This window comes from Frankia sp. CgJB1 (genome assembly GCF_977947065.1).
In genome coordinates this window covers 1-24,469 of record NZ_CDWTNB010000008.1, presented here as the reverse complement: position 1 = coordinate 24,469, position 24,469 = coordinate 1, and the positions used below count along the sequence as shown (strand labels likewise).

The window sequence follows — 24,469 nt, the reverse complement described above, 5'->3', positions numbered from 1 at the left end:
GCCCTGTCGGTGGCGTCGCCCGTCAGCGGCCGGGAGCGGCGAGAAAGACCCGACCGGTGCCGGTGAGGGTCAACGCGGCGGATCCGGCCAGCAGGGCGGACCGGCCCCCACGCAACTCCACCGGGGCGACGGTCGTCCCGTTGTCGGCGGTGCCGGTCACCCGGACCGCACCCTCGATGGCCAGCAGCACCACGGGCCGTCCCACGTTCAGGGCGCCGCCGGTGCAGATCGCCTCGGTGAGGGCGAAGTCCCCGACGGGGACGTCCCAGCCGCGGAGCAGACCACCGGGGGAGACCGCGAGAGTACAGGGCATGAGGATCGGCGCCGCGCTCGGAGTGGGATCAAGGATGCGCAGGAGCTCGTCGACATCGATGTGCTTGGGGGTGAGCCCGCCGCGCAGCACGTTGTCCGAGGTCGCCATGATCTCGATACCCAGGCCGGAGACGTAGGCGTGGAGCAGCCGCGCGGGCTGGAAGAGCCCCTCCCCGGGGCGCAGGGTGACGTCGTTCAGCAACAGGGCGGCCGCGATCCCGACGTCGCCCGGGTGCGCGGCCGCGAGCAGACCGATCAGGTCGGCTGCCCGCGCGACGTCATCGGCTTCGACGCCGTCTGCCGCGACGCCGTCCGCCGCGGCCCTGTCCGTCGCCGTGTCGTCCGTTTCGGCGCTGGGCGTCCCCGGCGCTGCCGCGTCGTGCGGGCCGGCGGCGAGCCGGCGGGCCGTCGCCACGAGGTCGCGGACGAGGTCACGGGCGGGTTCGCGCGGCATGGTCAGCAGGGAGCGGAGCACCTGCGCGGCGCCGCCCGAGGGATCGTCGGCCAGTGGTCGGAAGGCGGCGGTGAGGGCCGGTGAGCCCAGCCGGGCGACGATGGCGAGGGTCCGGCCGAGATCACGTACGCCGGCGAGAGCCCGAAACGGGGACAGTGCGACGATCAGTTCGGGCTTGTGATTCCGGTCACGGTAATGCCGACGCGGATCGCCCAGGCCGAGACCGGCCGCGTCGTCCGCGTCGAAGCCGGCCCGGGCCTGCGCCAGGTCCGGGTGCACCTGCAGCGACAGCGCCTTCTCGGCGGCCAGTACCTTGAGCAGGAACGGCAGCTGACCGACGAGGTCGGTGGCCGGACGGCGGATGCCGTCGTCCTCGGCGAGGGCCGTCGCCACCGGATGGGTGCCGAGCCACAGCTCCGCAACCGGCTCGCCGGTCGCGACCGCCCCGAGCAGGTTCGGAATCGCGGTCGGGGACCCCCAGGCGTACGACTGCGCCTGACCGTGCAGTGGCAGGATCCGGGCGCCGGAGGCCGTCGCCCGAGCGGCCTCGTTCCTGGTGGTCACGGTGTTCCTGGTGGTCACGGTCTCCCTCGCGTGGTGGGTGTCCTGCGGCCGGCCAGCCACCGCGGCTCGGCTGTTCCTCGCTGTTACTCGCTATTCGCTGTTACTCGCTATTCCTCGTCGCCCCAGCCGTGGCCCTCCGGGTCGATCACGGCGGGGTCGACCCCCATCATCTCAGCCATCTCGTGGATGATCGCATCGAGGACGAGCTCGGCCAGGTCCTCGCTGTCGACGGCCCGCGCCTCGATCGGGCGGCGGTAGACGACGATGCGCCGCGGGGTGCCCGACCGACCCCTGCCGCTGGCCGGCTGGTAACGAGCGAGCGGGATCTCGTCATCGGTCACCGCCACCGGCGGTACGTCCTCGACGGCGAACTCGACGTCCGCGAGTTCGGTGGACCACCGGTGGTCGAGATGCTCGACGGCGTCCAGGACGAGATCGTCGAAGCGGTCGCCGCGGGTGGCGTAGGCGGGCACGTCCGGCGGAAGAAGAGTGCCCCGGATTCCACGGCCGCGCCGGTCGCGCCGCCGCCGTGGCGGGATCGGCCGGGCGACTGCCGGGAACCGCTCGGGCTCGCTCACCCTGTCAGCGTAGCGTTCAAGGATGGACGGTCGTCCGTCGATCGCGGTGAACTCCGCGCGGCTTCCGGCATCGCTCGGAGTGGTGCGCCGATCCGTGGGCGCGGTAACGACGGTTTCCGGTCACATCCCTGCGTTTCATCCCCTATCGCTACCAGCTCGAGGACGGTCCATGATCTCAAAATCGCTCTGGATACGTGCTGAAAGAGGGATATTGTATGCGGGCCGCGATGGCATGGTCGACGCCGCGTGACGATTAGTCGTCGCGCCACGCGACACGACCCGAGGTGGTGGCCGTCGTCCGTTCCGGGGGCTACCGTCCGGAACGTGAAGCCTCGGCGCTGCTCCCGCTCGGCCTGTTCCGCAGCCGCGGTCGCCACGCTCACGTATGCCTACGCGGAGTCCACGGCGGTGTTGGGCCCGCTCTCCCCGTACGTCGAACCACACTCCTACGATCTGTGCGGCACCCACGCGGATCGGCTCACCGTGCCGCTTGGCTGGGCTGTGGTCCGGCTCGAGGCCGAGGCGCCCCGTGAGGGGGGTCGTGAGGTGGCCGGGGACGACCTGGAAGCTCTTGCGGACGCCGTGCGTGAGGCGTCCCGGCGGGGAGGGCCGGAGCCCCCGCAGGGTCCGCAGGCCCCACCCCCGGGTGGCCGGCGGGGTCACCTGCGGGCCGTTCCCAGTCCGTCCTGATCCGGAGCGCTCCCACCTCTCGGCCGTCCCGGTCATGTGGTCGTCCCGATCTTCCGTTTGTCCTAGTACCGGTGGTCCGGTGAGTGGTTCGGCGCGACTTCGCCCGGACGCGGTCCTGGCGGTGCCGGACCCGGCGGATAAGGTCAACCGAGCCGGTCGCAGCAGTGGCCGCGCGGCCGGGGGCACCATTCACCCGGTGCCGGGGGACACCAGGGAGAAGGGGTTGGAAGGGATGCGTGACCTCTCGCGGATCTTCAAGGCGTACGACGTGCGTGGCGTGGTGCCGGCGGAGTTCGATGCCGACGTCGCCCGAGCCACCGGAGCCGCCTTCGTGCGGCTGCTCGGCGCCCCGCGGATCGTGACCGCGCACGACATGCGGGAGTCGTCGGTCCCGCTCGCCGAGGCCTTCGCCGAGGGGGCGGTCAGCCAGGGCGCGGACGTGATCGCCGCCGGGCTGGGATCCACCGATCTGCTCTACTTCGCCGCCGGTTCGCTGAACATTCCGGGTGCGATGTTCACCGCGTCGCACAACCCGGCGAAGTACAACGGCATGAAGCTCTGCCGGGCCGGCGCGGCACCCATCGGCCAGGAGACCGGGCTCGCCGACATCCGCGCGATGATCGAGGCGGGCATTCCCGCCGGTCCCGGTCGTCGCGGCACCGTGACCCGGCGGGACCTGCTGGACTCCTACGTGCGTCATCTGCGCACCCTGGTCGACCTGGCGGGGATCCGGCCGCTGACGGTCGCCGTGGACGCGGGTAACGGCATGGGCGGGCTGACCGTCCCGGCCACCTTCACCGGGCTGCCGCTGACAGTGATCCCGCTCTACTTCGAGCTGGACGGCTCCTTCCCGAACCACGAGGCGAACCCGATCGAGCCGGCGAACCTGCGGGACCTGCAGGCCGCCGTCCGCAGCTCCGGAGCCGACATCGGCTTGGCCTTCGACGGCGACGCCGACCGCTGCTTCGTCGTCGACGAGCGGGGGGAGATCGTCTCTCCGTCGACCATCACCGCCCTGGTGGCCGATCGCGAGCTGGCCCGGGAGCCGGGGGGCACGGTCATCCACAACGTCATCGTCAGCCGGGCGGTCCCCGAGTTGGTCACCGAGCGCGGGGGCGTCCCGGTCCGCACCCGCGTGGGCCACTCGTTCATCAAGGCCGAGATGGCCCGTACCGGCGCGGTCTTCGGTGGCGAGCATTCCGGTCACTTCTACTTCCGCGACTTCTGGCGGGCGGACTCCGGCATGCTCGCCGCGCTTCATGTGCTCGCCGCGTTGGGCGGCCAGGACCGGCCGCTGTCCGGGCTGCTCGGGGGGTACGCCCGTTACAGCGCGTCCGGTGAGATCAATTCCGAGATCGCGGACGCCGCGGCGGCGATGAACGTGATCGAGAAGGCGTACGCGCCGGACGCCGCCGACGTGGACCACCTGGACGGGTTGACGATCTCCTTCTCGGACGGATCCTGGTTTAACCTCCGCCCGTCCAACACCGAGCCGCTGTTGCGGCTCAACGTGGAGGGGCCCGACGACGCCACGATGCATCGGCTGCGCGACGAGATCCTCGCTCGCATCCGGAGCGGAAGGGAAGCCTGATGAGTCTCGACCCGCTGCTGTTGGAGATCCTCGTCTGCCCGTGCAGCAAGCACGGTGAGCTGCGGCCCGACGAGCTGGGCGATGCCCCCGTGCTGGTGTGCCTCGCCTGCGGCCTGGCGTTCCCGGTGCGCGACGACATCCCGGTGATGCTGCTCGACGAGGCGGTCCCGTTCTCCGGCGCGCCGGCGTCGAACTGACGCCGCGGCCTCGACGTGTACCTCGACGAGGCGATCCTCGACGACACCGCCCGCATTGACGCCGGTCACGCCGGCGGTCTCCTGCCGCACATCGCCTCCGCCGCCCGCCAGGTCCGTCGCGGTGCCACCCTCGCCCAGGAGGCCGGGGTCGCTCGCCTTGCCGCTGACGGGCGGCCCCGGGCGGTCATCGTGGTGGGGGTGGGCGGCGCGGCGCTGGCCGCCGGGGTGCTCGCCGCCGTCGCCGGGCCGGCCAGCCCGGTGCCCGTCATCGGTCACCACACCTACGGCCTGCCGGGCTGGGTGGGGGTGGCCGACGTCGTCCTTGCGGTGTCGGCGTCCGGTACCTCCGCGGAGACCTGTTCGGCGGTGGAGGAGGCGAACCGGCGCGGCGCGCGGGTGGCCGTGGTCGCCCCTGCCGATACCCCCCTGGCCCACCTGGCCGGGGTGGCCGGTGCGCCCCTCGTCGTGACCTCGGCGGAGCAGCCCGCTCGTGCCGCCCTGTGGTCGTTGTCGCTGCCACTGATCATCGTCGCCCGGGCCCTGGGTATCGCGCGGGTGGCGGACGAGGCGATCGAGGCGGCCGCCGTCCGCCTCGAGGACGTCGCGACCCGCTGCCGTACGTCCAGCGAGTCGTTCGTCAATCCGGCGAAGACGCTAGCGCTCGAGCTGGCCGGTACGTTGCCGATCATCTGGGGAACCTCACCGGTGACGAACGTGGTGGCCGAACGTGCCGTCACCCAGCTCGCGACGAACGCGAAGTATCCGGCCATCGCCGGGGCGCTGCCGCATCCCGCCCGCCACCAGGTCGCGCTGTTCGACGGTGCTTTCGGCGCGGGTCTCGCGGCTGGCGGCCCGGTGCGCGACGACTTCGACGACTTCTTCCGCGACCGCGCCGAGGAGGACGAGTCGATCCGGCTCCGCCTGGTCCTGCTGCGCGATCCCGACGTCGAACGCCTGGATGTCGCCCGGCAGGCCGAGGCGGCGGTGGCGGTGGCGGCCGAGCGAGGCGTCGGCGTCACCGAACTGCGCGCCGACGGCGGCGGGCCGCTGGAACGGCTCGCCTCACTCATCGGCCTGTTCGACTACACGGCCGTTTATCTCGCCCTAGCGCTCGGGGTCGATCCCGTGCAGGTGCCCGCGGCCCACGACCTTAGGCGTTGACCAGGACCTCAGGCGCTGACCAGGCCGCCGGAAGGCTGGCTAGCGGCCGGCAGGCTGATCCCCTCTGCCGGATCCCGGTTCGACGCCGTTCTGAGGCTGCTGCGGCTGTCCCTGGTTCTGCCCGCTCTGGCCCGTGCCGGGCTGGGCACTGCCTCCCTGTGGCTGTCCGCCGATGCCGGGAAAGATCTGCTGACCCAGGTTCTGCAACAAGTCGCCGAGGCCCTGACCGGGCGTCGGTGCTGGCGGGGTGTTCTGCAGACCTCCCTTGGTGCCGCGCGCGACGGTCGGATCGGCGCCGGGCAACGGGACCACCGGCCGGTTGGCCAGGGCGGCCCGCATCGACTTGCTCCAGATGATCGCGGGCAGGTCGCCGCCGAAGACATGGGGCCAGGTCCGGCCGTCGGCGACGACGCCCCGCAGCGGGTGGCTCTCCGCCCCCATGGGGTCGCCGACGGATACCGCCGCGGCGAGCTGCGGGGTGAAGCCGACATACCAGGCGGCCGAGAACTCGTCGGTGGTGCCGGTCTTGCCTGCCGAGGGGCGGTCGATGGCGGCCTTGGTCCCGGTCCCGCGGACCGGGACGCCGGCGAGCACACTGGTCACGGTGTCAGCAACACCCTTGGCGAGTACCTGTTCGCACTGCCGCGGCTGGGCGATGTCGATCGGGTCGTGGCTGGAGTCGATGGCCTCGGTGGCGAAGCGGGGCGTGCAGCGCACCCCGCCGCCGGCGATCGTCGCGTAGGCGTCGGCCATCTGCAACGGGGAGACGTACATGTACTGGCCGCCGCCGATGGCGGTGGCCCCGTCGGTGGAGCCGATCTTGTCTGCCTTCGGCGGTGTGACGCCCAGGCGTTTGGCCATCTCCAGGACCGCCGGGATGCCGGTCTTCTCCGCGAGCTGCACGTAGAAGGTGTTCACCGAGTCCCAGGTGCCCTTGGGGATGTCGTAGATGCCGGCCTCGGCGGGATCGGAGTTCGAGAAACCCCTGGGGCAGTCGCCCTCACCGCGGTCCAACGGGAACTTCTTGGTCTCGTAGCAGGCCGGGGAGTAGAAGGCCGTTGAGGTGCCGTAGCCCTGTTCGAGCGCGGCGGCGAGCACGAAGGTCTTGAACGTCGACCCGGGCTGGAAGGTGGCGCTGGTCGGCAGCGGTACCACCGTCTGGTTGACGGCTGTGTTCGAGCCGTACACCCGGTTCACTGCCATGGCGAGGATGTTGCCGGTGCCGGGCTGGATGACGACCTCGGTCGCCGACACCCGGCTGCTCGGTGACACGGTCGAGTTGACGGCGTCCTGCGCCGCCTGCTGCACCATCGGGTCGAGAGTGGTCCTGATGACCAGGCCGCCCTCGTAGATGCGTCGGTTGCGTTCCTCCAGGGTGGAACCGAGCGCCGGGCTCGCCCGCAGCTGGGACCGTACGTAGTCGCAGAAGAACGGCGCCGACGACGTCTCGCAGGAGTCCGCGGCCGGCGGCGGGGCCTTCACGACGTTCAGCGGCATCTGCTTCGTCGCCTCTGCCTGGGTGGTGGAGATATACCCCTCGGCGGCTATCTTGTCCAGCACGGTGTTGCGCCGGGCCAGCGCGGCCTCCGGGTAAGCGGCGGGGTTGTACCGGGACGGACTCTGCACGAGCCCGGCGAGCAGCGCCGCCTGTTCGAGAGTGACCTGGGAGATGGGCACCCCGAAGTAGTGCTCGGCGGCGGTGCCGATCCCGTACGCCCCGTCACCGAAATACGCGATGTTGAGGTAGCGCTCCAGGATCTCGTCCTTGGAGAACCGCTTCTCGATGCCCAGGGCGTACCGGAGCTCCTGGATCTTGCGTTCCAGGGAGTTCCCGGCCGCGACCTCTCGCTCCCGCGTGGTGCGGGCGTTCTGCAGCAGCACGTTCTTGACGTACTGCTGGGTCAGCGTCGAACCGCCCTGAGAGACTCCGCCGGCCTCGCTGTTGCGCAGCGCGGCGCGGAAGACGCCCTGTGGGTCGACGCCGCCGTGCTGGTAGAAGCGGGCGTCCTCGATCGAGATGATTGCCTCGCGCATGATCTTCGGGATCTCGTTGCCGGGCACGACGATGCGGTTCTCGGCCCCGCGCAACATGGCGATCACTGATCCGTCGGCGGCCAGAATCGTCGAACTCTGCGGCAACGGAGGCGTGACGAGCTCGGCGGGCAGCCCGAGGAAGTGGTCCGCGCTTCCCTTGGCGAACAGGCCGACCGCACCGACGAACGGCAGGGACAACAACGCGACGACCAGCCCGAGAACGATCGCCGTCAGCCCCATCTTCTTCAGGACCCGATGCCGGTTCACGGGTGGACGGGGGATGAGCGGCCTGCCCGCTCCCCCGGCCCCGGCCCCGCCGGCCGCCGCCGGACCGTCGCCCGTGCCGCCGGGGGAGCGACGCGCGGAAGCGCCGTCGTCCGCGTAGGTGACGCCGCTCGCCATGTTGCCCGGCCTGGCGGATCGGGACGGCCTGGCGGATCGGGACGGCGCGGTGGATCGGGGCGGGGTGGGGGCACGTTCCGGCGCGACGGCGTGCGACGGGGCACCCGACCGGGCCGGCTTGCTCGGGTCGGCCGGCTTGCTCGCGCGGGGGGCGAGGTGGCTCGAGATGGAGTGCTCGACTCCCGTCCGACAGACGTCGACGTCACCCCCTCCGTGGACCGGCGCAAGGGCCGGAGTCTTCCTGGGACCTGTCCAGCATGCGTGAGCCGGCACTTGGTCGCTCACCGGCAGCACCGCCTCGAACCCGGTGCGATGTGGCAGCGGGTGCGTGCCGATTCGTGGCGGTTGGCGCGGACGGTCTGATTCGCAGGTAACGCTAGACGAGCGTTTCACCGGCGGACCAGCCGCCACGTCCGGTGTGTGCGGTACGTCCTACATTGTTTAGCAGACGTTAAGGAAGTGTGGATCTGATGGTGCGTGCCCCGGCCGGTCCGGGCGGGTGCGGCCGGACGATGGGCTGGCTGGCTGCCGGGGACCGGTGAGGGCGGCCGGGTCACCGGCCCGGCGGGGGCTGCGGGGCCGTGGGATAGGGGGGTTGCGGGGATTGGTCCTGAGCTGTCGGGTATTGGGCCGTCGGGTACTGGGCACCCGGGTACGGGGCGAAGGCGGGGGAGGGTGTCGATCTCGGCCGGTTCGCCGTCAGCCGGTGGTAGGCACGCCGGGTTCGCTCGGCCAGCACGGCGGACAGGTAGGCCCAGCCCGGCGTGCCGGGCGGCGGCGGTGGTGTCACGACGGCTCGCACCTCCCGGACCAGCCCGCTGCCGAGGCATTCGAGGGCCTGCGGGGACAGCTCGTGTGCCCGGCCGAGGAACTGGCGGGCACGCAGGGCCAGAGCATCATCCAACCCGGTGAGGTCAAGGGTGGCGGCCCAGCCGACGAGCTGGGGCGGGACGGACGCCGGCACTCCGCCAGTGCGCGGCACGCTGGCCTGCAGGACGACCGTGCCGGCGAAGACGTCCCCCAGCCGCTTCGCGTGTTTCGACACCAGCATGCTGATCACTGCGGGCAGGCCCAGCAGCAGTCCGGGACGTTCGACGACCGCTCCGACCAGACCCCGGGCGAACGCGTGCCGGAAGTGGATGGGACCTCCGTCGTCGCGGACGACGCGCAGCCCCAGGGCCATCTTGCCGAGGGTCCGCCCGCGCGTCAGCGTCTCGCAGGTGACCGGGTACCCGAGCACGATGCCGACATAGACCAGCAGGAACACCGTGGCGATCAGGGCGTCGTTGTCGGGCCGCACGATCAGTAGGGCCGCGGCGCCGACCGCGTAGAGGATGTAGAGCTGGATGAGCAGGTCGAGCAGGCCGGCGATCAGACGGGAGCCCAGCCGAGCCACCCGCAGTTCGATGGTGATCGCTTCACCTGTGACGATCGCCTCACCCGTGAGGACACCCGTGCCGGCGAGACCGGCGGGTCCCTTTCCCGTGACGACCTGGTTCATCTGGGCCCCCCGGGACCTCGATGGGTATCCGGACATCACTTTATGGCCTACGCCGCCCGGTTCGATCCTCCTCGCCGGGTGGTGCCGCTGACGGCGGTGAGGACGGTTCGGACGCGTGCGGCTCGACGGTCTGCGAGGATCTCGACGGTCTGGGAGGATGAGGTCGTCATGGATCTTGATGCGTACGTCGCCGTGCACCGGCCGGAATGGGTCCGGCTTGGTCGGCTCGTCGACAAGGCCGGCCGGCCGCGGCGAATGGCACCGGACGAGCTCGACGAACTGGTCGAGTTGTACCAGCGCGCGGCTACCCACCTCTCGGTTATCCGCAGCCGGTCGTACGACACGACCCTGGTCGACGATCTGACGAACCTGGTGACGCGAGGCCGGGCGGCGGTGGGCGGCGCACCTGACCCCGGCTGGCACGTCGTCGGTCGTTTCTTCGCGGTGACGTTTCCGGTGGCCGTGTACGAACGCCGATGGTGGGCTGTCGCGACGGCGCTCGGCTCCCTGCTCGTCGCGCTGGCCGTCGGTCTGTGGGTCGTGCACGACGCCGAGGTACAGGCGAACCTGCGTGCGCCGGACGCGGTCGCGGATCTGTGCCGCCACGGCTTCGCGTCCTATTACACCGAGAATCCGGCCTCGTCCTTCGCTAATCAGGTATGGACGAACAACGCCTGGGTGTCCGCGCAGGCGGTGGTCCCCGGGGTGCTGCTGGGTCTCCCGACCCTGCTGGTCATGTTGCTGAACGCGCTGAATCTCGGCGTCGTCGGCGGATACATGACCAGCTGCGGGGAGAGCGGGCAGTTCTTCAGCCTGATCCTCCCGCACGGCCTGCTGGAGCTCACGGTCGTGTTCGTTGCGGGCGGGGTCGGGCTGCGTCTCGGTTGGACGATCATTGCACCGGGTCCGCGCAGGCGGGTGGAGGCCCTGGCCGCAGAGGGGCGCGCAGCGGTGGCCGTCACGATGGGGATGGCGCTCGTGCTGGCCGTCTCCGGGCTGATCGAGGCGTTCGTGACCCCGTCGGGGCTGCCCACGGCGATCCGGATCGGGATCGGCGCGGTGGCGTTCGGCGGCTTCATCGCTTACGTCCGGCTGTACGGCAGCCGGGCGGCCGCGGCCGGAGAGACCGGTGACATCGACACCGGGCGCGGCGGCGCCGACCTGCTCCCGGTGGCCTGACCGCGCCGACCGGGGCCCATGGCGGGCATCACATTTCTGGGGCGGCGGGAAGGCTGCCCGGCGATGTACCTGTTCGGTAGGTACAGGCGCGGCGCCCTGGGGTGAGCCGTGACGCCGACGAGAGGGAGCCTCATGACCACCGCGTTCGACCCGATCGATCTGGGCGGACTTCGCCTGGCAAACCGCATCGCACTGGCCCCCATGACCCGTAACCGGGCCCCCGGCGCAGTCCCGGCTCCGGCCACGGCCACCTACTACGCCCAGCGTGCCGGCGCCGGGCTCCTCATCACCGAGGGCACCCAGCCCTCCGTCGGTGGACAGGGTTACCCGAACACCCCGGGCCTGCACAGTGAGGAGCAGGTGCGGGCCTGGCGGCAGGTGACCGGCGCCGTGCACGAGGCCGGTGGAGTGATCTTTGTCCAGGTGATGCACGCTGGTCGCATCAGTCATCCCGACCTGCTGCCGGGCGGTCTCGTCCCGGTGGCCCCCTCGGCGGTCCGCCCGGCCGGCCAGGCGTTCACCGGCGAGGGTATGCAGGACTTCGTCATCCCGGCCGAGCTGACCGAGCAGGGCATCATCGAGATCATCGCCGATTTCGTCGCCGCGGCCCGTAACGCCGTCGAAGCCGGCTTCGACGGCGTCGAGATCCACGGCGCCAACGGCTACCTCGTGCACCAGTTCCTTGCCAGCGGCACCAACCGGCGCACCGACGGCTGGGGCGGCTCGGCGGCGGGTCGGATCCGGTTCGCTGTGGAGGTCACCCGGGCGGTCGCCACCGCGATCGGCGCTCATCGGGTCGGCCTGCGGATCTCGCCGGGCACCACCTTCAACGACATCACCGAGGACGACGTGCGCGACACCTACGTCGCGCTGGTGGACGCGGTCGCTCCGCTGGGGCTTGCATACCTGCACATTGCGGAGAACACCGGGCGCGAGCTGACCCGAGAGCTGCGGGAGCGCTTCGGCGGTCCGCTCATCCTCAACCCGCTCACCCCCGACCACCCGACCGGGCCGGAGGAGCTGTCGCTCGTGGAGAACGGCACCACCGACATCCTCAGTTTTGGGACGCTGTTCCTGGCCAACCCCGACCTGCCCGTCCGGCTCGCGGCCGGCGGCCCGTTCAACTCGCCGGACCGCGCCACCTTCTACGGTGGCGACGAGCGCGGGTACACCGACTACCCGGCACTCGCCGATGCCGACGCCGATGCCGACTCTGTGGCCGTGACCGTGGTTCAGCAGGAGTCGCCCGAAGCCGGGCCGGTCGTCACCGCCTAGCGCGACAACCTGTACGCGCGCATGGCCGGGCGGTGGGAGGGGCATGGTGTGCCTTGGCCGGCTAAGAACCGCGGAAACCGGCCTCCTGGACAAGGGCGCGACGCGGTCGGTGCGATGTCCCGTGACGCCGCCTTGTCAGCGGCGATCCCTGGACCAGGCTGGTCAGAGTACCGTCTACCGCCACGGAACCACCCGGGAACACCGGGGCCGGCCCGGCCGGCACCTCGCGAAATCACCTTCGATGATTTCGCTGGGTAGTCGTCTAGATCTGGGTGGTCGTCTAGAGCCGGCCGAGGGATTTCAGGGTGAGGTAGGTGTCGCTGACGGCCGCCGCGTAGCCGCTCGGCGGTGCGTCCACCACCTCGACCCCGCGGCGGCGCAGCGTCTCGGTGAGCTCCCGTCGCCGCAGCAGAGTCTGTTCGGCCGCCGCGGCCGCGTACACCTCACGGACGTCACCGCGGCCGGTCGTCATCTCGTCCACGCGCGGGTCGCGCAGCGCCGCGACCACGACAGGATGCCGTGCGGCCAGCGTTGGCAGGGCCGGGAGCAGCCCTTCCTCGATCACCGCCGGCACCAGGTCGGTGAACAGGACGACCAGGGACCGCCGCGAAGTCCCGCGCAGTACCGTCGACACGATTCCGCCATGATCGGCCTCGACCAGGGCCGGTTCCAGGGTGGCCATCGCGTCGCTCATCCGGGCGAGCAACCCATGATCGTGCCTGCCTGGCAGGGTGATCCGGGGAACGCTGTCGTGCGCCACGAGACCCACCCGGTCACCCGCGCGCAGCGCCACCGCGGTGAGTAGCAGCGCGGCGTCGAGCGCATGGTCCAGCCGGGGAGTATCGCCGATCCGCCCGGCCGAGGTCCGACCCGTGTCGAGTACGCAGACGACCCTGCGGTCGCGCTCCGGTCGGAACGTGCGGACGACGACGGTCCCGCGCCGGGCGGTACCCCGCCAGTCGATCAGCCGGACGTCGTCGCCGATCACATAGTCCCGCAGGCTGTCGAACTCGGAGCCGGCGCCCGCGCCGCGGATGGCGACTTCGCCCTCGACCTCCCGCAGCCGCGCGAGAGCGGCCGGCAGATGGCGGCGTGACGTGAACGGCGGCAGCACCCGGACCCGCCATGCGCAGTGATGCCGTCCCTGCCGGCCGGCGAGGCCGAGTGGCCCCAGCGAACGGACCGTGATGCGGAACGGCTCCCGGTCGCCGCGCCGGGCCGGATGCAGCGTCGTCTCCAGGAAGCGCCGCTCCCCGGCCGGAACGGTGACCCGGTGCTCCCGTGGCCGGGACCCCGAGGACGGCGGCCAGGCGTCGCGGATGTGGGCACGCACCGTGCGGGTGCCGCCGTTCGTGACGCCGAGCACCAGCGGAACGGGCTGACCCAGCCGCCCGGCGGTCGGTCCGGACCGGCTGAACTCCAGCGTGCGGACCCCACCCGCCAGGGCGAGGTCGAGGGCGACCAAGCCCACCACCACCAGATCGACCAGCACGAGGGTCAGGCCCGGGGCGGGGGACAGGACGACGGCCAGCGCCCCGAACAGGGCCAGCGCGACGGTACGGCCGGTGATCGCCACCGTTTCCGTCTACCGGGGCACCGGAACGGTGGCGAGTACCTGTTCGAGCACGACGTCGGCCGTCACGCCGTCCAGTTCGGCCTCCGGGCGGAGGCTGATCCGGTGCCGCAGGGTCGCCCGGGCCAGCGCCTTGACATCGTCGGGGGTCGCATAGCCGCGTCCCGACAGCCACGCCCAGGCCCGGGTCGTCGCCAGCAGCGCGGTGGCGCCGCGGGGGGACACCCCGAGCTGTACCGACGGTGCCGCGCGGGTCGCCCGGGCCAGGTCGACGATGTAGGCCAGCACCTCCGGGTGGACTCCGACGGTGAGCACCGCGGCGCGGGCGGCCGCGAGGTCCGCTGGTCCCGCGACCGGGCGGACCCCCGCGGCGGGCAGGTCGGAGGGGTCGAACCCGCCCGCATGGTGGGCGAGGACACGGACCTCGTCGTCGCGGGGTGGCAGTGGCAGCGTCACCTTCACCAGGAAGCGGTCGAGCTGCGCCTCGGGAAGCGGATAGGTGCCCTCGTGTTCGATCGGGTTCTGGGTGGCGAGGACGGCGAAGGGGGCCGGCAGTGGCCGCGGGACGCCCGCCACGCTGACCTGACGCTCCTCCATCACCTCCAGCAGAGCGGCCTGCGTCTTCGGTGGAGTCCGGTTGATCTCGTCGGCCAGCAGGAGGTTGGTGAAGACCGGGCCCTCCCGGAAGGTGAACTCGGAACTGCGGTTGTCGTACACCAGCGAGCCGGTGACGTCGCCGGGCATGAGGTCCGGGGTGAACTGCAGGCGCTTGGTGTCCAGTGCCAACGCGGTCGCGAGCGTGCGGACCAGCAGCGTCTTCGCGACGCCGGGCACCCCCTCGAGCAGCGCGTGTCCCCGGCACAGCAGGGCGATGACGAGCCCGCTGACCGCCGCGTCCTGACCAATCACCGCCTTGGCCACCTCACCGCGCAGCGCGATCAGGGCCCGGCGGGCCGTCTGCGCGTCCGGTGGTGCCGGCTGCTCTCCCAGGCTCGGCGCCGCGGCGGACGACGATGCGGTCGAGGGCGGGGGGCTGCCGTCGGCGCGTCGATGCGTGGGGATGTCACCGTAGGCCTACCTGTCGATCGAGCTCGTCGAGCGCGTGGGCCAGCGCCAGCAGCGCCGCGTCCTGCGTATCGCGTCGAGGGGCGCCGAGGCCGGCCCGGGGAACGCCCGCTGCGGCGGTCCGCTCGGATCCGCCGTCGCGATACCGTCCGGACTCGCCGGATGCCGGCCGCTGTCCGTTCTCGGCCGGGTAGCGGCCTGACTGGTACCAGTCCCTGGCCCGCCCGAGGTGACCGGGCGGTCCGGCGGTCTGCGGCGGCATGCCCGAACCGTACAGGAGCGATCCGATCTCCGAGGGTGACCGTCCTGTCTGCTCGCTGGCAGCGGTCACCAGAGTGACGGGATCGGGGCTCAGGGAACCGGCGGGGGTCCAGGCCAGGGGCAGGCCCATCCGTTCGGCCAGCCGGACGCGGGTCCCGGCCCGCAGCGCGTCGGCGGTCCTGTCCCGGGCGTGTGCCGCCGCGTACAGTCGCCCGCGTCCCTCGACCGTCTCGGCCGCCCGGACGACCACCGGGAGGGGCTCCGGCACCGGCGGCCCGAGCCGCCGGCCACGCCACAGCGCCAGCAGAGCCAGGACGACGACGATGTGCAGAAAGGTCCACCAGAAGGCGGACGGCAGCAGATCCACCATGCTTTTCGTGCCGACCCCGCCGGCCCCGCCCCCGTCGGGTGTGATCCAGGACAGCACGGGTTGCCGGGCGAGCAGGCCGAGGGCCAGCGCCGCGTTCCCCGTGCGGTCGAGGTGCTCGTTGGTGAGGAACCCCGCCGAGCCGAGCAGCACCAGCCGCCCGCCACTGACGCGTGGTGAGCCCGATCGGGTGAGGGTCAGCACGGCGAGGCGCGCCTCGTCGGGCGGGTCGCCGTAGCACAACGAGACCGCCATATCGCCGAGACCGGCTCCGTCGCCCTGGCGGGTGAAGGTCTCGTCGGCGCCGATCGAGGTTGTTCCGGCCGTGGTCGCCTCGGGCAGGAGGCACCGCGGATCGCTCTGCTCGCCGCCGAGCCCGGCGCCGAGTTTGCCGCCGGGCTCGGAGTCTGCCGTGACCACCCCGACATCCAGGGCGCCGAGCACCGTGGCGCCCGGCGCCACGAGGACGACGTCGGCGCCCTGCCAGACCCGTCCGAGCAGGGCGATCAGCTCGTCATGGGTGAGCCGTCCCGGATGGACGACGACCAGCGTCGCTCTGTCACCCGCCCCGGCTGGACCGACCCCGCTGCCCGGACCACCGGGGTTCGGCCCCTGCTGCCGGCCGCCGGAAGGGTTGTCCGTGGCGGACACGATGATCCCGCGTGCCCGCAGGATCTCGGCCAGGGCCCGGGTTCCTCCGGGCTCGGCGGAGGCCACGTTCAGGTAGGCCGGGCCGCCGGGCCGCCCGGCCAGCGCCGAGACGACCACGTAACAGAGGACCAGGACGCCGAGGACGGCCACCACGAGGATCCCGCGGCGCACCGCCGGGGGCCTGGGGTCGCTGCGCAACGCGCTCGGCGACCCCCGCCCGGACCGGCCGCCGGCCGTCCCGCCGCCACCGAGATGGTCGCCGGTGATCGCCGGGGCGCCGGGGATGGTCATGCCGGGACCGCGAGGGTGTCTGCGCTGCCGGTGCCGCCGGTGCCCCCGGTACCGCGACGCAGCTGGGCCAGGGCGCGGTCGGCCTCGACCAGGACCTGGTAGCCGGCCGCGGACGCCGGGCGCCCGCCGTACCAGATCTCGCTGAAGACCTCGACGGCCGCGGCGAGCGCCGCGGCCGGCTCGAGCGCCGTGCCGGGTCCATCGCCCGCCGCGCCCGCCGCCGCGCCCGGCCGGTCCGTTCCGCCCTGGGGATGCCCACCGTCGGGTCCGCCCCGGGGAGGCCCCCCATCGGGGGACGGCGCGATCCTCGCCACGTCCTCGACGAGTTCACCGGCCGTACGGCCGGGGCGCGGATCGAGCACGCCCTTCTCCTCCAGCATCCGCACGATGGCCCGTAGCCGGGACCGGACCGCCTCGGCGTAGGCTCCGCGGGCGGCGTGGCCGTCCGCCTCGGCGCGCAACCGCGCCGCGGTCGACGAACTGGACAGGTCGTCATCCTCCCGCCTGGTACGCGCGCTGCGGCGCACCGGGCCGAGCCACCACCGTAGCGCCACCGCCACGACGACCAGTACGAGGACGAGCGCGAGGACCCCGAGACCACCCGACCCTCCGCCGAGGCCGTCTCCGCCAGGGAGCAGCCAGTGGACCAGATCCCCGATCTTGTCGTCGATCCACCGGACCGCCCGGCTCCACCAGCTGGGTTCGGGACTCCTGTAGATGTGCTTGGAAAGTTCCCGCCGAGCCTCCTCCCGAGCTCCGTCCCGAGTGACGGGACCACCGAGCGTCATCCGGAGGGCCGCAGGCCGGCGGTGCGGGCGCGGGCCGCCTCGGCGAGGGTCACGTCCAGACCCTCGCGTCTGATCCTGAGGTCGACGTAGAGCAGGACGACGGCTCCGGAGATGATCGGTGTGGAGATCGTGGTAGCGAGCAGACTGCCGATCGCCTGGACGATGTAGCCGGTGACGGTGAGGTTACCCCTGATCGGGTCGCCGAACACCGACTCGGAGGAGGCCATCACGATGCTGGCGGCGATGGCGAAGATCGCACCGAGGAACCCCGCCACCAGCATGGCGAGCAGCAGGATACCGAACGTTCGCCACCATGATCCACGCACGATCGCGATTGACCGTCGCAGCGCGTCGCGCACGGTGCCGCCCTCGAGGACGTACGCGGGCGTGGCCAGCGCCAGGTAGACCCCGACGACGATCGCCCCGACCAGCAGCGCGATCAGCCCCAGCACCACCGACAGCGCCACGATGACCGTGAGGCCGAGCAGGCCGGGCAGCCGTGGCGCGACCCGTCGGACCGCGTCGATCGTGGTGATTCGGCTTCCCAGGGTCGCCTCGCTCACCACGACGCTGAGCACCCCGGAAAGGAAGAGCCCGAGGATGAGATCGAGACCGAGCATCGCGACGGTGATGGCGGCCCTGGCGCCCGGCGACGCGTCCTCGCCGCTGATCGCGACGGTGGTGGACACTGTCTTCACCACCGCCGCGGCCGCCACCGTCACCCCGACGGTTGCGCCGGGATTCGTGCGGATCGTGGCGAACGTGCCGTCCAGGATCTCGCCCAGAGCGAGGGGGCGCAGCGGGATGATGCCCGGTTTCGGGACGGCCGGGCCCCACCGCCACTGTCCCCACGGGCCCTGCGGGGCGCCGGGTGGCGGTGTGCCGGGCGAAGCCCAACTGGGTCCGTCGGCCATCGGTGTGTCTCCACTCATCGCAGTCGGTGTCGAGGTTCGGTGTGTCGAGGTAAGGATGCCGTGCTTGTGGTGGGCATGCTGCGGCCACTATGAGGATTCTGTGCTCTCGGCCGGGATGGATGCTGGGGATGCCGGCGGAATTACGCGGTCTGGCCGGGATGTGCTGGCCAGGATGTGCCGGCTGGGCCGCACCACCTCGGCTGCGGGGCCGGTCGCCGACCGAGTCGCCCAGGGTTGTCCACAGCCGCTTCACGACTGCCGGGGGCGGTATCCACAGATCACCACTTGGGGCTGGTCGGCCCGCGGCTGATCCTTCCTGTCATGCCTCGAGCCACGTTGTCCCTGCTCACCAGGAATCTCGCGATCCTCGCTGATCTGATCATGCCGCTTGCCTGCGCCGGATGCGGCGACTGGGGGGCATCGGCGTGCCCGGCGTGTGTCGCCGAGCTTCGTGGTCCCGTGTTCCTCGCCGCCGCGGGCTCCCTGGCCACCCCGTGGCGGCGAGGGCTGCCGCCGTGCCTGGCCGCCGCCCGCTACGCCGACCGGGTCCGGGCGCTCCTTCTCGCCTACAAGGAGCGTGGCCGGCGCGACCTGGCCGGTCCGCTGGGCGGTGCGCTCGCCCGTGCGGTGGCGCGGGCGGTGTCGTCGGGCGCGGTGGGTGCCACTGACGTGCATCCCGGTCTCCGTCCTCGCGGGCGCGGTGTGGTGCTGGTCCCGGTGCCTTCGAACCGCGCCGCGCGGCGTCGGCGTGGTTTCGACCACCTCGAGCTGCTGTGTTCCGTGGCGGCCGCGGTCCTGCGCCGACGCGGGCACCGGGTCGGAATCGCTCCCGTGCTGCGGCCGGTGCGGCACACGGCGGACCAGGCCGGGCTGGGGGCGGCGGCACGGTTCGTCAACCTCACGGGCGCCTTCGGCTTGGTCGGTCCCGCCCGCACGGCCCGGCTGGTGCGGGTCGCCGACGATCTCTCGGACGGGCCTCCCGCGGACCCGTGCATCGTCGTGGTCGACGACGTACTGACGACGGGAGCCACGGCGGGTGAGGCGGTACGGGCCCTACGAGCCGGCGCCCTGCGGGCGAGCGCCGTCGCCGTGGTGGCCGCTTCGGGCCCGACGCGCGGACGGGACCGCTTGCTCGCCTTGACGGGGCCGCCGGGGTGAAACTACCAGTACGCACCGCCTGACCAGGCAGTAGGCGCAACGGCCGAGTGGCCCGACGGAGCGGGAGTGACCGCTTGTCGGTCGCAGTGCACTCGTCGTGCGGATACCGGGCCGGCGGGCGGAGTAGCGCCGCCGCTGAAGGGAAGGGAGCCGAATGCGGGCAGCTAGCCGTAGAACGTTGGGAAGGTGCGACAACCGTAGATAGGGCGCCCGGGGGGATCGTCTCGGCCCCGCGGAGATGGTTTCTTCCGGAAGCTCCGAGACACCAGCGCACGGTCGGTAGCCTTGGCGAGGGCCGTGGGCGCCGGACAGGCGAACAGGAGGTGGATCGCGTGGACATCGTGGTCAAGGGCAGGCACACCGCGGTTCCGGAACGGTTCCGCAATCATGTCCAGGCCAAGCTCGCCAAGTTGGAACGGCTGAACTCCAACATCATCCGGGTGGATGTCGAGCTGTCGAAGGAACGGAATCCCCGGCTGTCCGACGTCTGCGACCGAGTCGAGCTGACTGTGTACTCACGGGGTCCGGTGATCCGGGCCGAGGCCGCCGCGGCCGACTGCTACGCCGCCCTCGACCTGGCCGCCGGCAAACTGGCCGAGCGGCTGCGCCGGGCCGCCGACCGGCGGGTCCGCCACCACGCCAACCACGCTGGCGCCAAGCCGGCCGGGATCACCTCGGTCCCGCTCGGCAGTCTCATGCCGTTGGAGGGCACGAAGCCGGCGGCTGCTCTACCGGCCGGTGCCGAGGATGCTGGTGCCGCCGGAAGGAGTGGCAGCGGCGGGTCCAGGCCGGTCGTCGCCGCTCCGGCCGACGAATCCACCGCCAGGATCGGTGCGGGCGAGCAGAGTGAGCAGGCTCCGCTGATCGTCCGGGAGAAGACCCATGAGGCGGAGCCGATGTCGCTGGAGGAGGCCCTGTCCAACATGGAACTGGTGGGGCATGATTTCTATCTCTTCCTCGACGTCGACCTCGGCCTCCCCAGCGTTGTCTACCGGCGGGTCGGTTACGACTACGGTGTCATCCGGTTGTCCGGTTCGGCGGCGGCCGGCAGGTCGGGGCGGGCGGGCGCCGATCAGCGGGACGAGCGGCCGTCGCCAACCCGGGGCGCCTTCGTGAGCTCGGCCGCCGCCGTTTAGACGATCTGAAGGCCGCGTCCGCCGGCCGACGTGGGACTATTTGCCTCGGGTGTCGGAGTACACGGCGCACTGCCCCGCGTGGAGGCACGCAGGGCGGTGCGCTGCGGGCAGTGGTCCAGGGAGGTCAGATGACGGTGGAGGAGCAGCGCTCTGAGGAGATGCTGCCGACGCCATCGGAGGCGAACCCCATCCGGGTGCTGATCGTTGACGACCATGCGCTGTTCCGGCGTGGGCTGGAGATGGTGCTGGGGCAGGAGGTCGACATCGAGGTCGTCGGGGAGGCCGCGGATGGTGCCGAGGCGGTGACCATGGCTAAGGAGATGGCGCCGGACATGGTGCTCATGGATGTGCGGATGCCGCGCCGTGGCGGGATCGACGCCACGAGCGCCATCAAGGAGGCTGTCCCGAGTGCCAAGATCGTCATGCTGACCATCAGCGACGAGGAGGCCGACCTCTACGACGCGATTAAGGCGGGGGCCATGGGCTACCTGCTGAAGGAGATCTCTATCGACGAGGTCGCCGCGGACATCCGCGCTGTGTACGGGGGACAGAGCCTCATCAGCCCGTCCATGGCGTCGAAGCTGCTCAGCGAGTTCGCAGCCATGATCAAGAACAAGGATGACCGCCCGCAGCTCCCCACCCCCCGGCTGACCGATCGGGAGATGGAGGTGCTGCGGCTCGTCGCCAAGGGTATGAACAACCGTGACATCGCCAAGCAGCTCTACATCAGTGAGAACACCGTCAAGAACCACATCCGGAACATCCTGGAGAAGCTCCAGCTGCACTCCAGGATGGAGGCGGTCGTGTACGCGGTCCGGGAGAAGCTGCTCGAGATCACCTGAGGCCCGGTCGGGGGCGTCACCGTGGCGCGGGATCGTCCGGTAGGAGCGATCCCACCCAGCAGTCCCGCCGGTTACCGTCGCCCAGCAGCAGGGCCCGGCGCAGGGTGCCCTCCACGGCGAAACCGGCCTTCTCGGCCACGCGGCGAGACGCGAGGTTGCCCACCGCGGCCCGCCACTCGATCCGGGCCAGCGCCAGAGCTCTGAAACCCCAGCGGGTCAGCGCGGCAACGGCCTGGGAGGTTACTCCCCGCCCGCGCGTCGGCGCCGCGCACCAGTAACCAATCTTCGCATCGCCGTCGCCGGAGAGATCCGCCAGTCCGACCGAGGCAAGGAGCTGCTCGGTCGTGGCATCCACCACCGCGAACAGTGCCCCGGTCCCGCTGGCCCAGCTCTGCGGCGACTGGCGTGAGACGAAGTCCACCGCGTGTTGGTACAGATACGGCGTCGGGACTCTTGTCCACCGGCTTATCTCCGGGTCCTGGCAGGCCTGGTGTACGGCGTCGGCGTCCCGGGGGTGCCAGGGGCGCAGATGCAGGCGGCCCGCCGTGATCTCCGCTGGTTCGAGAGGTGCCATGCTCCAACCTTGCACCGGCCGCCACCGTTGCCGCCGGTCCCGGGCACCCATCCGCGCTCCCGGTCGTTGGACAGTGCGGCGTGGCATGGGCGGACGATGCACGCCGTGCTGTCATCCCGTTCTGGTCGTTCCCGTCCGCGCGACCCCTGGCCCCTCGCCGGCACCCCTTCCCGTCGCCTGCTCCTCATCGGTCCCAGCCGGAGGAACCGCGCGCGGATGGATGTTGTAGGCGGCTATCGAAGGGCTAGCATCGTGGGGTCGGTGACCTCGCCGACGCGCCTGCCGGAGGAGTTTCGCCCGTGGTACTAGACAAGATCTTGCGTGCCGGCGAGGGCCGGATCCTGCGCAAGCTCAAGGCGATCGCCGAGCAGGTGAACCTGATCGAGGATGACTTCACCGGCCTGTCCGACGGTGAACTGCGAGGCATGACCGACGAGTTCCGCCAGCGGCTCGCGGACGGGGGGGAGACCCTCGACGACCTGCTGCCCGAGGCCTTTGCCGCCGTGCGCGAGGCAGCGCGGCGCACGCTGGGCCAGCGGCATTTCGATGTGCAGGTCATGGGGGGCGCGGCCCTTCATCTTGGCAACATCGCCGAGATGAAGACCGGTGAGGGCAAGACGCTGGTCTCGACCCTGCCGACCTACCTCAACGCGCTGGCCGGTAAGGGTGTGCACGTCATCACCGTCAACGACTACCTCGCCCAGCGCGACGCCGAGAACATGGGCCGGGTCCATCGTTTCCTCGGCCTCACCGTCGGGGTGATCCATCCGCAGATGCCGCCGCCGGTCCGGCGGGCCCAGTACGCCTGCGATATCACCTACGGCACCAACAACGAGTTCGGGTTCGACTACCTCCGTGACAACATGGCCTGGAGCTCGGAGGAACTCGTCCAGCGTGGCCACAACTTCGCGGTCGTCGACGAGGTGGACTCCATCCTCATCGACGAGGCCCGCACGCCGTTGATCATCAGCGGTCCAGCGGATCATCCGACCAGGTGGTACACGGAGTTTGCCCGGATCGCCCCGCTGCTCGAACGCGATGTCGACTACGAGGTCGAAGAGGGCAAGCGGACGGTGGCCATCACCGAGTCCGGGGTCGAGAAGGTCGAGGACCAGCTCGGCATCGAGAACCTCTACGAATCGGTGAACACTCCGCTCGTGGGCTACCTGAACAATTCACTGAAGGCCAAGGAGCTCTACAAGCGGGACAAGGACTACATCGTTACCGACGGTGAGGTTCTCATCGTCGACGAGTTCACCGGCCGCGTGCTCCACGGCCGTCGCTACAGCGAGGGAATGCACCAGGCGATCGAGGCCAAAGAAAAGGTCGAGATCAAGCAGGAGAACCAGACCCTCGCGACGATCACGCTGCAGAACTACTTCCGGCTCTACGACAAGCTCTCCGGCATGACCGGTACCGCCATGACCGAGGCGGCCGAGTTCCACCAGATCTACTCGCTCGGGGTCGTCCCCATCCCGACGAACAAGCCGATGGTCCGGCTCGACCAGCCGGACGTCGTCTACAAGACCGAGATCGCGAAGTTCGACGCCGTGGTGGAGGACATCGCCGAGCGGCACGAGAAGGGCCAGCCGGTCCTGGTCGGCACCACCAGCGTCGAGAAGTCCGAGTACCTCTCGAAGCAACTCCGCAAGCGTGGTGTGCCGCACGAGGTGCTCAACGCCAAGCACCACGAGCGGGAGGCGGCCATCATCGCCGAGGCGGGCCGCAAGGGCGCCGTCACGGTGGCGACGAACATGGCCGGTCGTGGTACGGACATCATGCTCGGCGGCAACCCGGAGTTCATTGCCCAGGCCGAGCTGCGCCAGCGCGGCCTCTCGCCGATCGAGACCCCCGAGGACTATGAGGCGGCCTGGCAGGAGGCCCTGGAGAAGGCCAGGCAGTCGGTGAAGGCCGAGCACGAGGAGGTCGTCGACGCCGGCGGCCTGTACGTGCTCGGCACCGAGCGGCACGAGTCCCGGCGCATCGACAACCAGCTGCGTGGCCGGGCCGGCCGGCAGGGCGACCGCGGTGAGTCGCGCTTCTACCTCTCCCTCGGCGACGATCTCATGCGGTTGTTCAACGCGGCCGCGGTCGAGGGCATCATGGATCGGCTGAACATCCCCGAGGACGTCCCGATCGAATCGAAGATCGTGACTCGGGCGATCCGGTCGGCCCAGACCCAGGTCGAGGGGCAGAACTTCGAGATCCGCAAGAACGTCCTCAAGTACGACGAGGTCATGAACAAGCAGCGCACCGTGATTTATGAGGAGCGCCGCAAGGTTCTCGGCGGTGCTGATCTCCACGAGCAGGTGCGTCACTTCGTCGACGACACCGTCGAGGGGTACGTGCGCGGCGCCACCGCCGACGGGTATCCGGAGGAGTGGGATCTCGACACGCTCTGGACGGCGCTCGGGCAGCTCTACCCGGTCGGTGTGGTGGCACCCGATGTCGACGATCGTGACGGGCTCACTGCCGATCACCTGCTCGAGGACATCCAGGTCGACGCGCAGGAGGCGTACGACCGGCGGGAACTCGACTTCGGCGACGGCCCCGACAGCGAACCGATCATGCGGGAGCTGGAGCGACGGGTCGTCCTCGCGGTCTTGGACCGAAAGTGGCGCGAGCACCTCTACGAAATGGACTACCTGCAAGAGGGCATCGGGCTGCGGGCGATGGGACAGCGGGACCCGCTGGTCGAGTACCAACGTGAGGGTTTCGACATGTTCCAGACGATGATGGAGGGTATCAAGGAGGAATCTGTCCGGCTGCTGTTCAACGTCGAGGTTCAGGTCGCGGGGCAGGAGGAGGCCGCCGCGCCGGTGGGCGTCGAGCCGGCCGCGTCCGCCGCTCCCGCACCGCCGGCCGGAGCCGCGACCCTGCCCGCTCCGGTGGTGCCGACGATCCCGGGCGG

The 24,469-nt window shown here is 71.1% G+C and carries 20 protein-coding genes; 10 read left to right on the top strand and 10 right to left on the bottom strand.

The window, feature by feature from the left end; genetic code table 11:
• Nucleotides 1-22 precede the first annotated feature (22 nt).
• Nucleotides 23-1,330, bottom strand: a complete 1,308-nt coding sequence (manA, locus tag AC08OT_RS02080) for a mannose-6-phosphate isomerase, class I (protein ID WP_476593824.1) — start codon at nt 1,328-1,330, stop codon at nt 23-25.
• A 107-nt stretch (nt 1,331-1,437) separates the two neighbouring features.
• On the bottom strand, nt 1,438-1,908 hold the full coding sequence (locus tag AC08OT_RS02075) for a metallopeptidase family protein (protein ID WP_476593821.1): 471 nt from the start codon (nt 1,906-1,908) through the stop codon (nt 1,438-1,440).
• Between the two features lie 324 nt (nt 1,909-2,232).
• Here AC08OT_RS02075 and AC08OT_RS02070 point away from each other — a divergent pair, with 324 nt between their 5' ends.
• The 4 genes from AC08OT_RS02070 to AC08OT_RS02055 all read left to right on the top strand — a co-directional run bounded on the left by AC08OT_RS02070 (nt 2,233) and on the right by AC08OT_RS02055 (nt 5,547).
• Nucleotides 2,233-2,598, top strand: a complete 366-nt coding sequence (locus AC08OT_RS02070) for a DUF3499 domain-containing protein (protein ID WP_035908204.1) — start codon at nt 2,233-2,235, stop codon at nt 2,596-2,598.
• Nucleotides 2,599-2,830: 232 nt separating this feature from the next.
• Nucleotides 2,831-4,189 (top strand): phosphomannomutase/phosphoglucomutase, encoded by a 1,359-nt coding sequence (locus AC08OT_RS02065; RefSeq protein ID WP_476593823.1) that lies wholly within the window; start codon nt 2,831-2,833, stop codon nt 4,187-4,189.
• On the top strand, nt 4,189-4,386 hold the full coding sequence (locus AC08OT_RS02060) for a Trm112 family protein (protein ID WP_476593820.1): 198 nt from the start codon (nt 4,189-4,191) through the stop codon (nt 4,384-4,386). Before AC08OT_RS02065 ends, AC08OT_RS02060 begins: the two co-directional genes overlap by 1 nt.
• A 15-nt stretch (nt 4,387-4,401) precedes the next feature.
• Nucleotides 4,402-5,547 (top strand): SIS domain-containing protein, encoded by a 1,146-nt coding sequence (locus AC08OT_RS02055; RefSeq protein WP_476593819.1) that lies wholly within the window; start codon nt 4,402-4,404, stop codon nt 5,545-5,547.
• A 39-nt stretch (nt 5,548-5,586) separates the two neighbouring features.
• Here AC08OT_RS02055 and AC08OT_RS02050 read toward each other — a convergent pair whose 3' ends face one another.
• On the bottom strand, nt 5,587-7,983 hold the full coding sequence (locus tag AC08OT_RS02050) for a transglycosylase domain-containing protein (RefSeq protein ID WP_476597794.1): 2,397 nt from the start codon (nt 7,981-7,983) through the stop codon (nt 5,587-5,589).
• 553 nt (nt 7,984-8,536) lie between these two features.
• On the bottom strand, nt 8,537-9,484 hold the full coding sequence (locus tag AC08OT_RS02045) for an RDD family protein (RefSeq protein ID WP_476602488.1): 948 nt from the start codon (nt 9,482-9,484) through the stop codon (nt 8,537-8,539).
• A gap of 168 nt (nt 9,485-9,652) precedes the next feature.
• Here AC08OT_RS02045 and AC08OT_RS02040 point away from each other — a divergent pair, with 168 nt between their 5' ends.
• Nucleotides 9,653-10,663, top strand: coding sequence for a stage II sporulation protein M (locus tag AC08OT_RS02040; RefSeq protein ID WP_476592829.1), 1,011 nt, complete (start codon nt 9,653-9,655; stop codon nt 10,661-10,663).
• A 132-nt stretch (nt 10,664-10,795) separates the two neighbouring features.
• Entirely contained in the window at nt 10,796-11,938 is a 1,143-nt protein-coding gene (locus AC08OT_RS02035) for an alkene reductase (RefSeq protein ID WP_476592830.1), read from the top strand.
• Nucleotides 11,939-12,218: 280 nt separating this feature from the next.
• Here the strand turns inward: AC08OT_RS02035 and AC08OT_RS02030 are convergent, their stop codons facing one another.
• From AC08OT_RS02030 to AC08OT_RS02010, 5 genes are all read right to left on the bottom strand, one after another.
• Complete coding sequence (locus tag AC08OT_RS02030; RefSeq protein WP_476592831.1) at nt 12,219-13,514, bottom strand: DUF58 domain-containing protein; 1,296 nt, start codon at nt 13,512-13,514, stop codon at nt 12,219-12,221.
• A gap of 9 nt (nt 13,515-13,523) precedes the next feature.
• Nucleotides 13,524-14,501: an AAA family ATPase gene (locus AC08OT_RS02025; protein ID WP_476592841.1), complete on the bottom strand. Its 978-nt coding sequence runs from the start codon at nt 14,499-14,501 to the stop codon at nt 13,524-13,526.
• Between the two features lie 73 nt (nt 14,502-14,574).
• Nucleotides 14,575-16,146, bottom strand: coding sequence for a DUF4350 domain-containing protein (locus AC08OT_RS02020; RefSeq protein WP_476602487.1), 1,572 nt, complete (start codon nt 16,144-16,146; stop codon nt 14,575-14,577).
• Nucleotides 16,143-16,934, bottom strand: coding sequence for a DUF4129 domain-containing protein (locus AC08OT_RS02015; protein ID WP_476592833.1), 792 nt, complete (start codon nt 16,932-16,934; stop codon nt 16,143-16,145). The genes AC08OT_RS02020 and AC08OT_RS02015 overlap by 4 nt, the downstream gene beginning before the upstream one ends.
• The gene (locus AC08OT_RS02010) at nt 16,931-17,848 is read right to left on the bottom strand and encodes a DUF7847 domain-containing protein (protein ID WP_476592834.1); all 918 of its coding nucleotides are present in this window, start codon (nt 17,846-17,848) and stop codon (nt 16,931-16,933) included. Before AC08OT_RS02010 ends, AC08OT_RS02015 begins: the two co-directional genes overlap by 4 nt.
• A gap of 321 nt (nt 17,849-18,169) precedes the next feature.
• On the opposite strand from AC08OT_RS02010, the gene AC08OT_RS02005 reads away from it, so the two are divergent.
• The 3 genes from AC08OT_RS02005 to AC08OT_RS01995 all read left to right on the top strand — a co-directional run bounded on the left by AC08OT_RS02005 (nt 18,170) and on the right by AC08OT_RS01995 (nt 20,984).
• Entirely contained in the window at nt 18,170-19,006 is an 837-nt protein-coding gene (locus tag AC08OT_RS02005; RefSeq protein ID WP_476595730.1) for a ComF family protein, read from the top strand.
• A gap of 332 nt (nt 19,007-19,338) precedes the next feature.
• Nucleotides 19,339-20,142 (top strand): ribosome hibernation-promoting factor, HPF/YfiA family, encoded by an 804-nt coding sequence (gene hpf, locus AC08OT_RS02000; protein WP_476592836.1) that lies wholly within the window; start codon nt 19,339-19,341, stop codon nt 20,140-20,142.
• Nucleotides 20,143-20,270: 128 nt separating this feature from the next.
• A complete protein-coding gene (locus AC08OT_RS01995; RefSeq protein WP_476592837.1) occupies nt 20,271-20,984 on the top strand; it encodes a response regulator in 714 nt (237 codons plus the stop codon).
• 16 nt (nt 20,985-21,000) lie between these two features.
• On the opposite strand, the gene AC08OT_RS01990 is transcribed toward AC08OT_RS01995, so the two are convergent.
• On the bottom strand, nt 21,001-21,558 hold the full coding sequence (locus AC08OT_RS01990; protein ID WP_476592838.1) for a GNAT family N-acetyltransferase: 558 nt from the start codon (nt 21,556-21,558) through the stop codon (nt 21,001-21,003).
• 299 nt (nt 21,559-21,857) lie between these two features.
• Between AC08OT_RS01990 and secA the strand changes: the two genes are divergently transcribed.
• Nucleotides 21,858-24,469, top strand: a 2,612-nt coding sequence (gene secA / locus AC08OT_RS01985) for a preprotein translocase subunit SecA (protein WP_476602486.1), incomplete at its 3' end; no start/stop codon positions are given.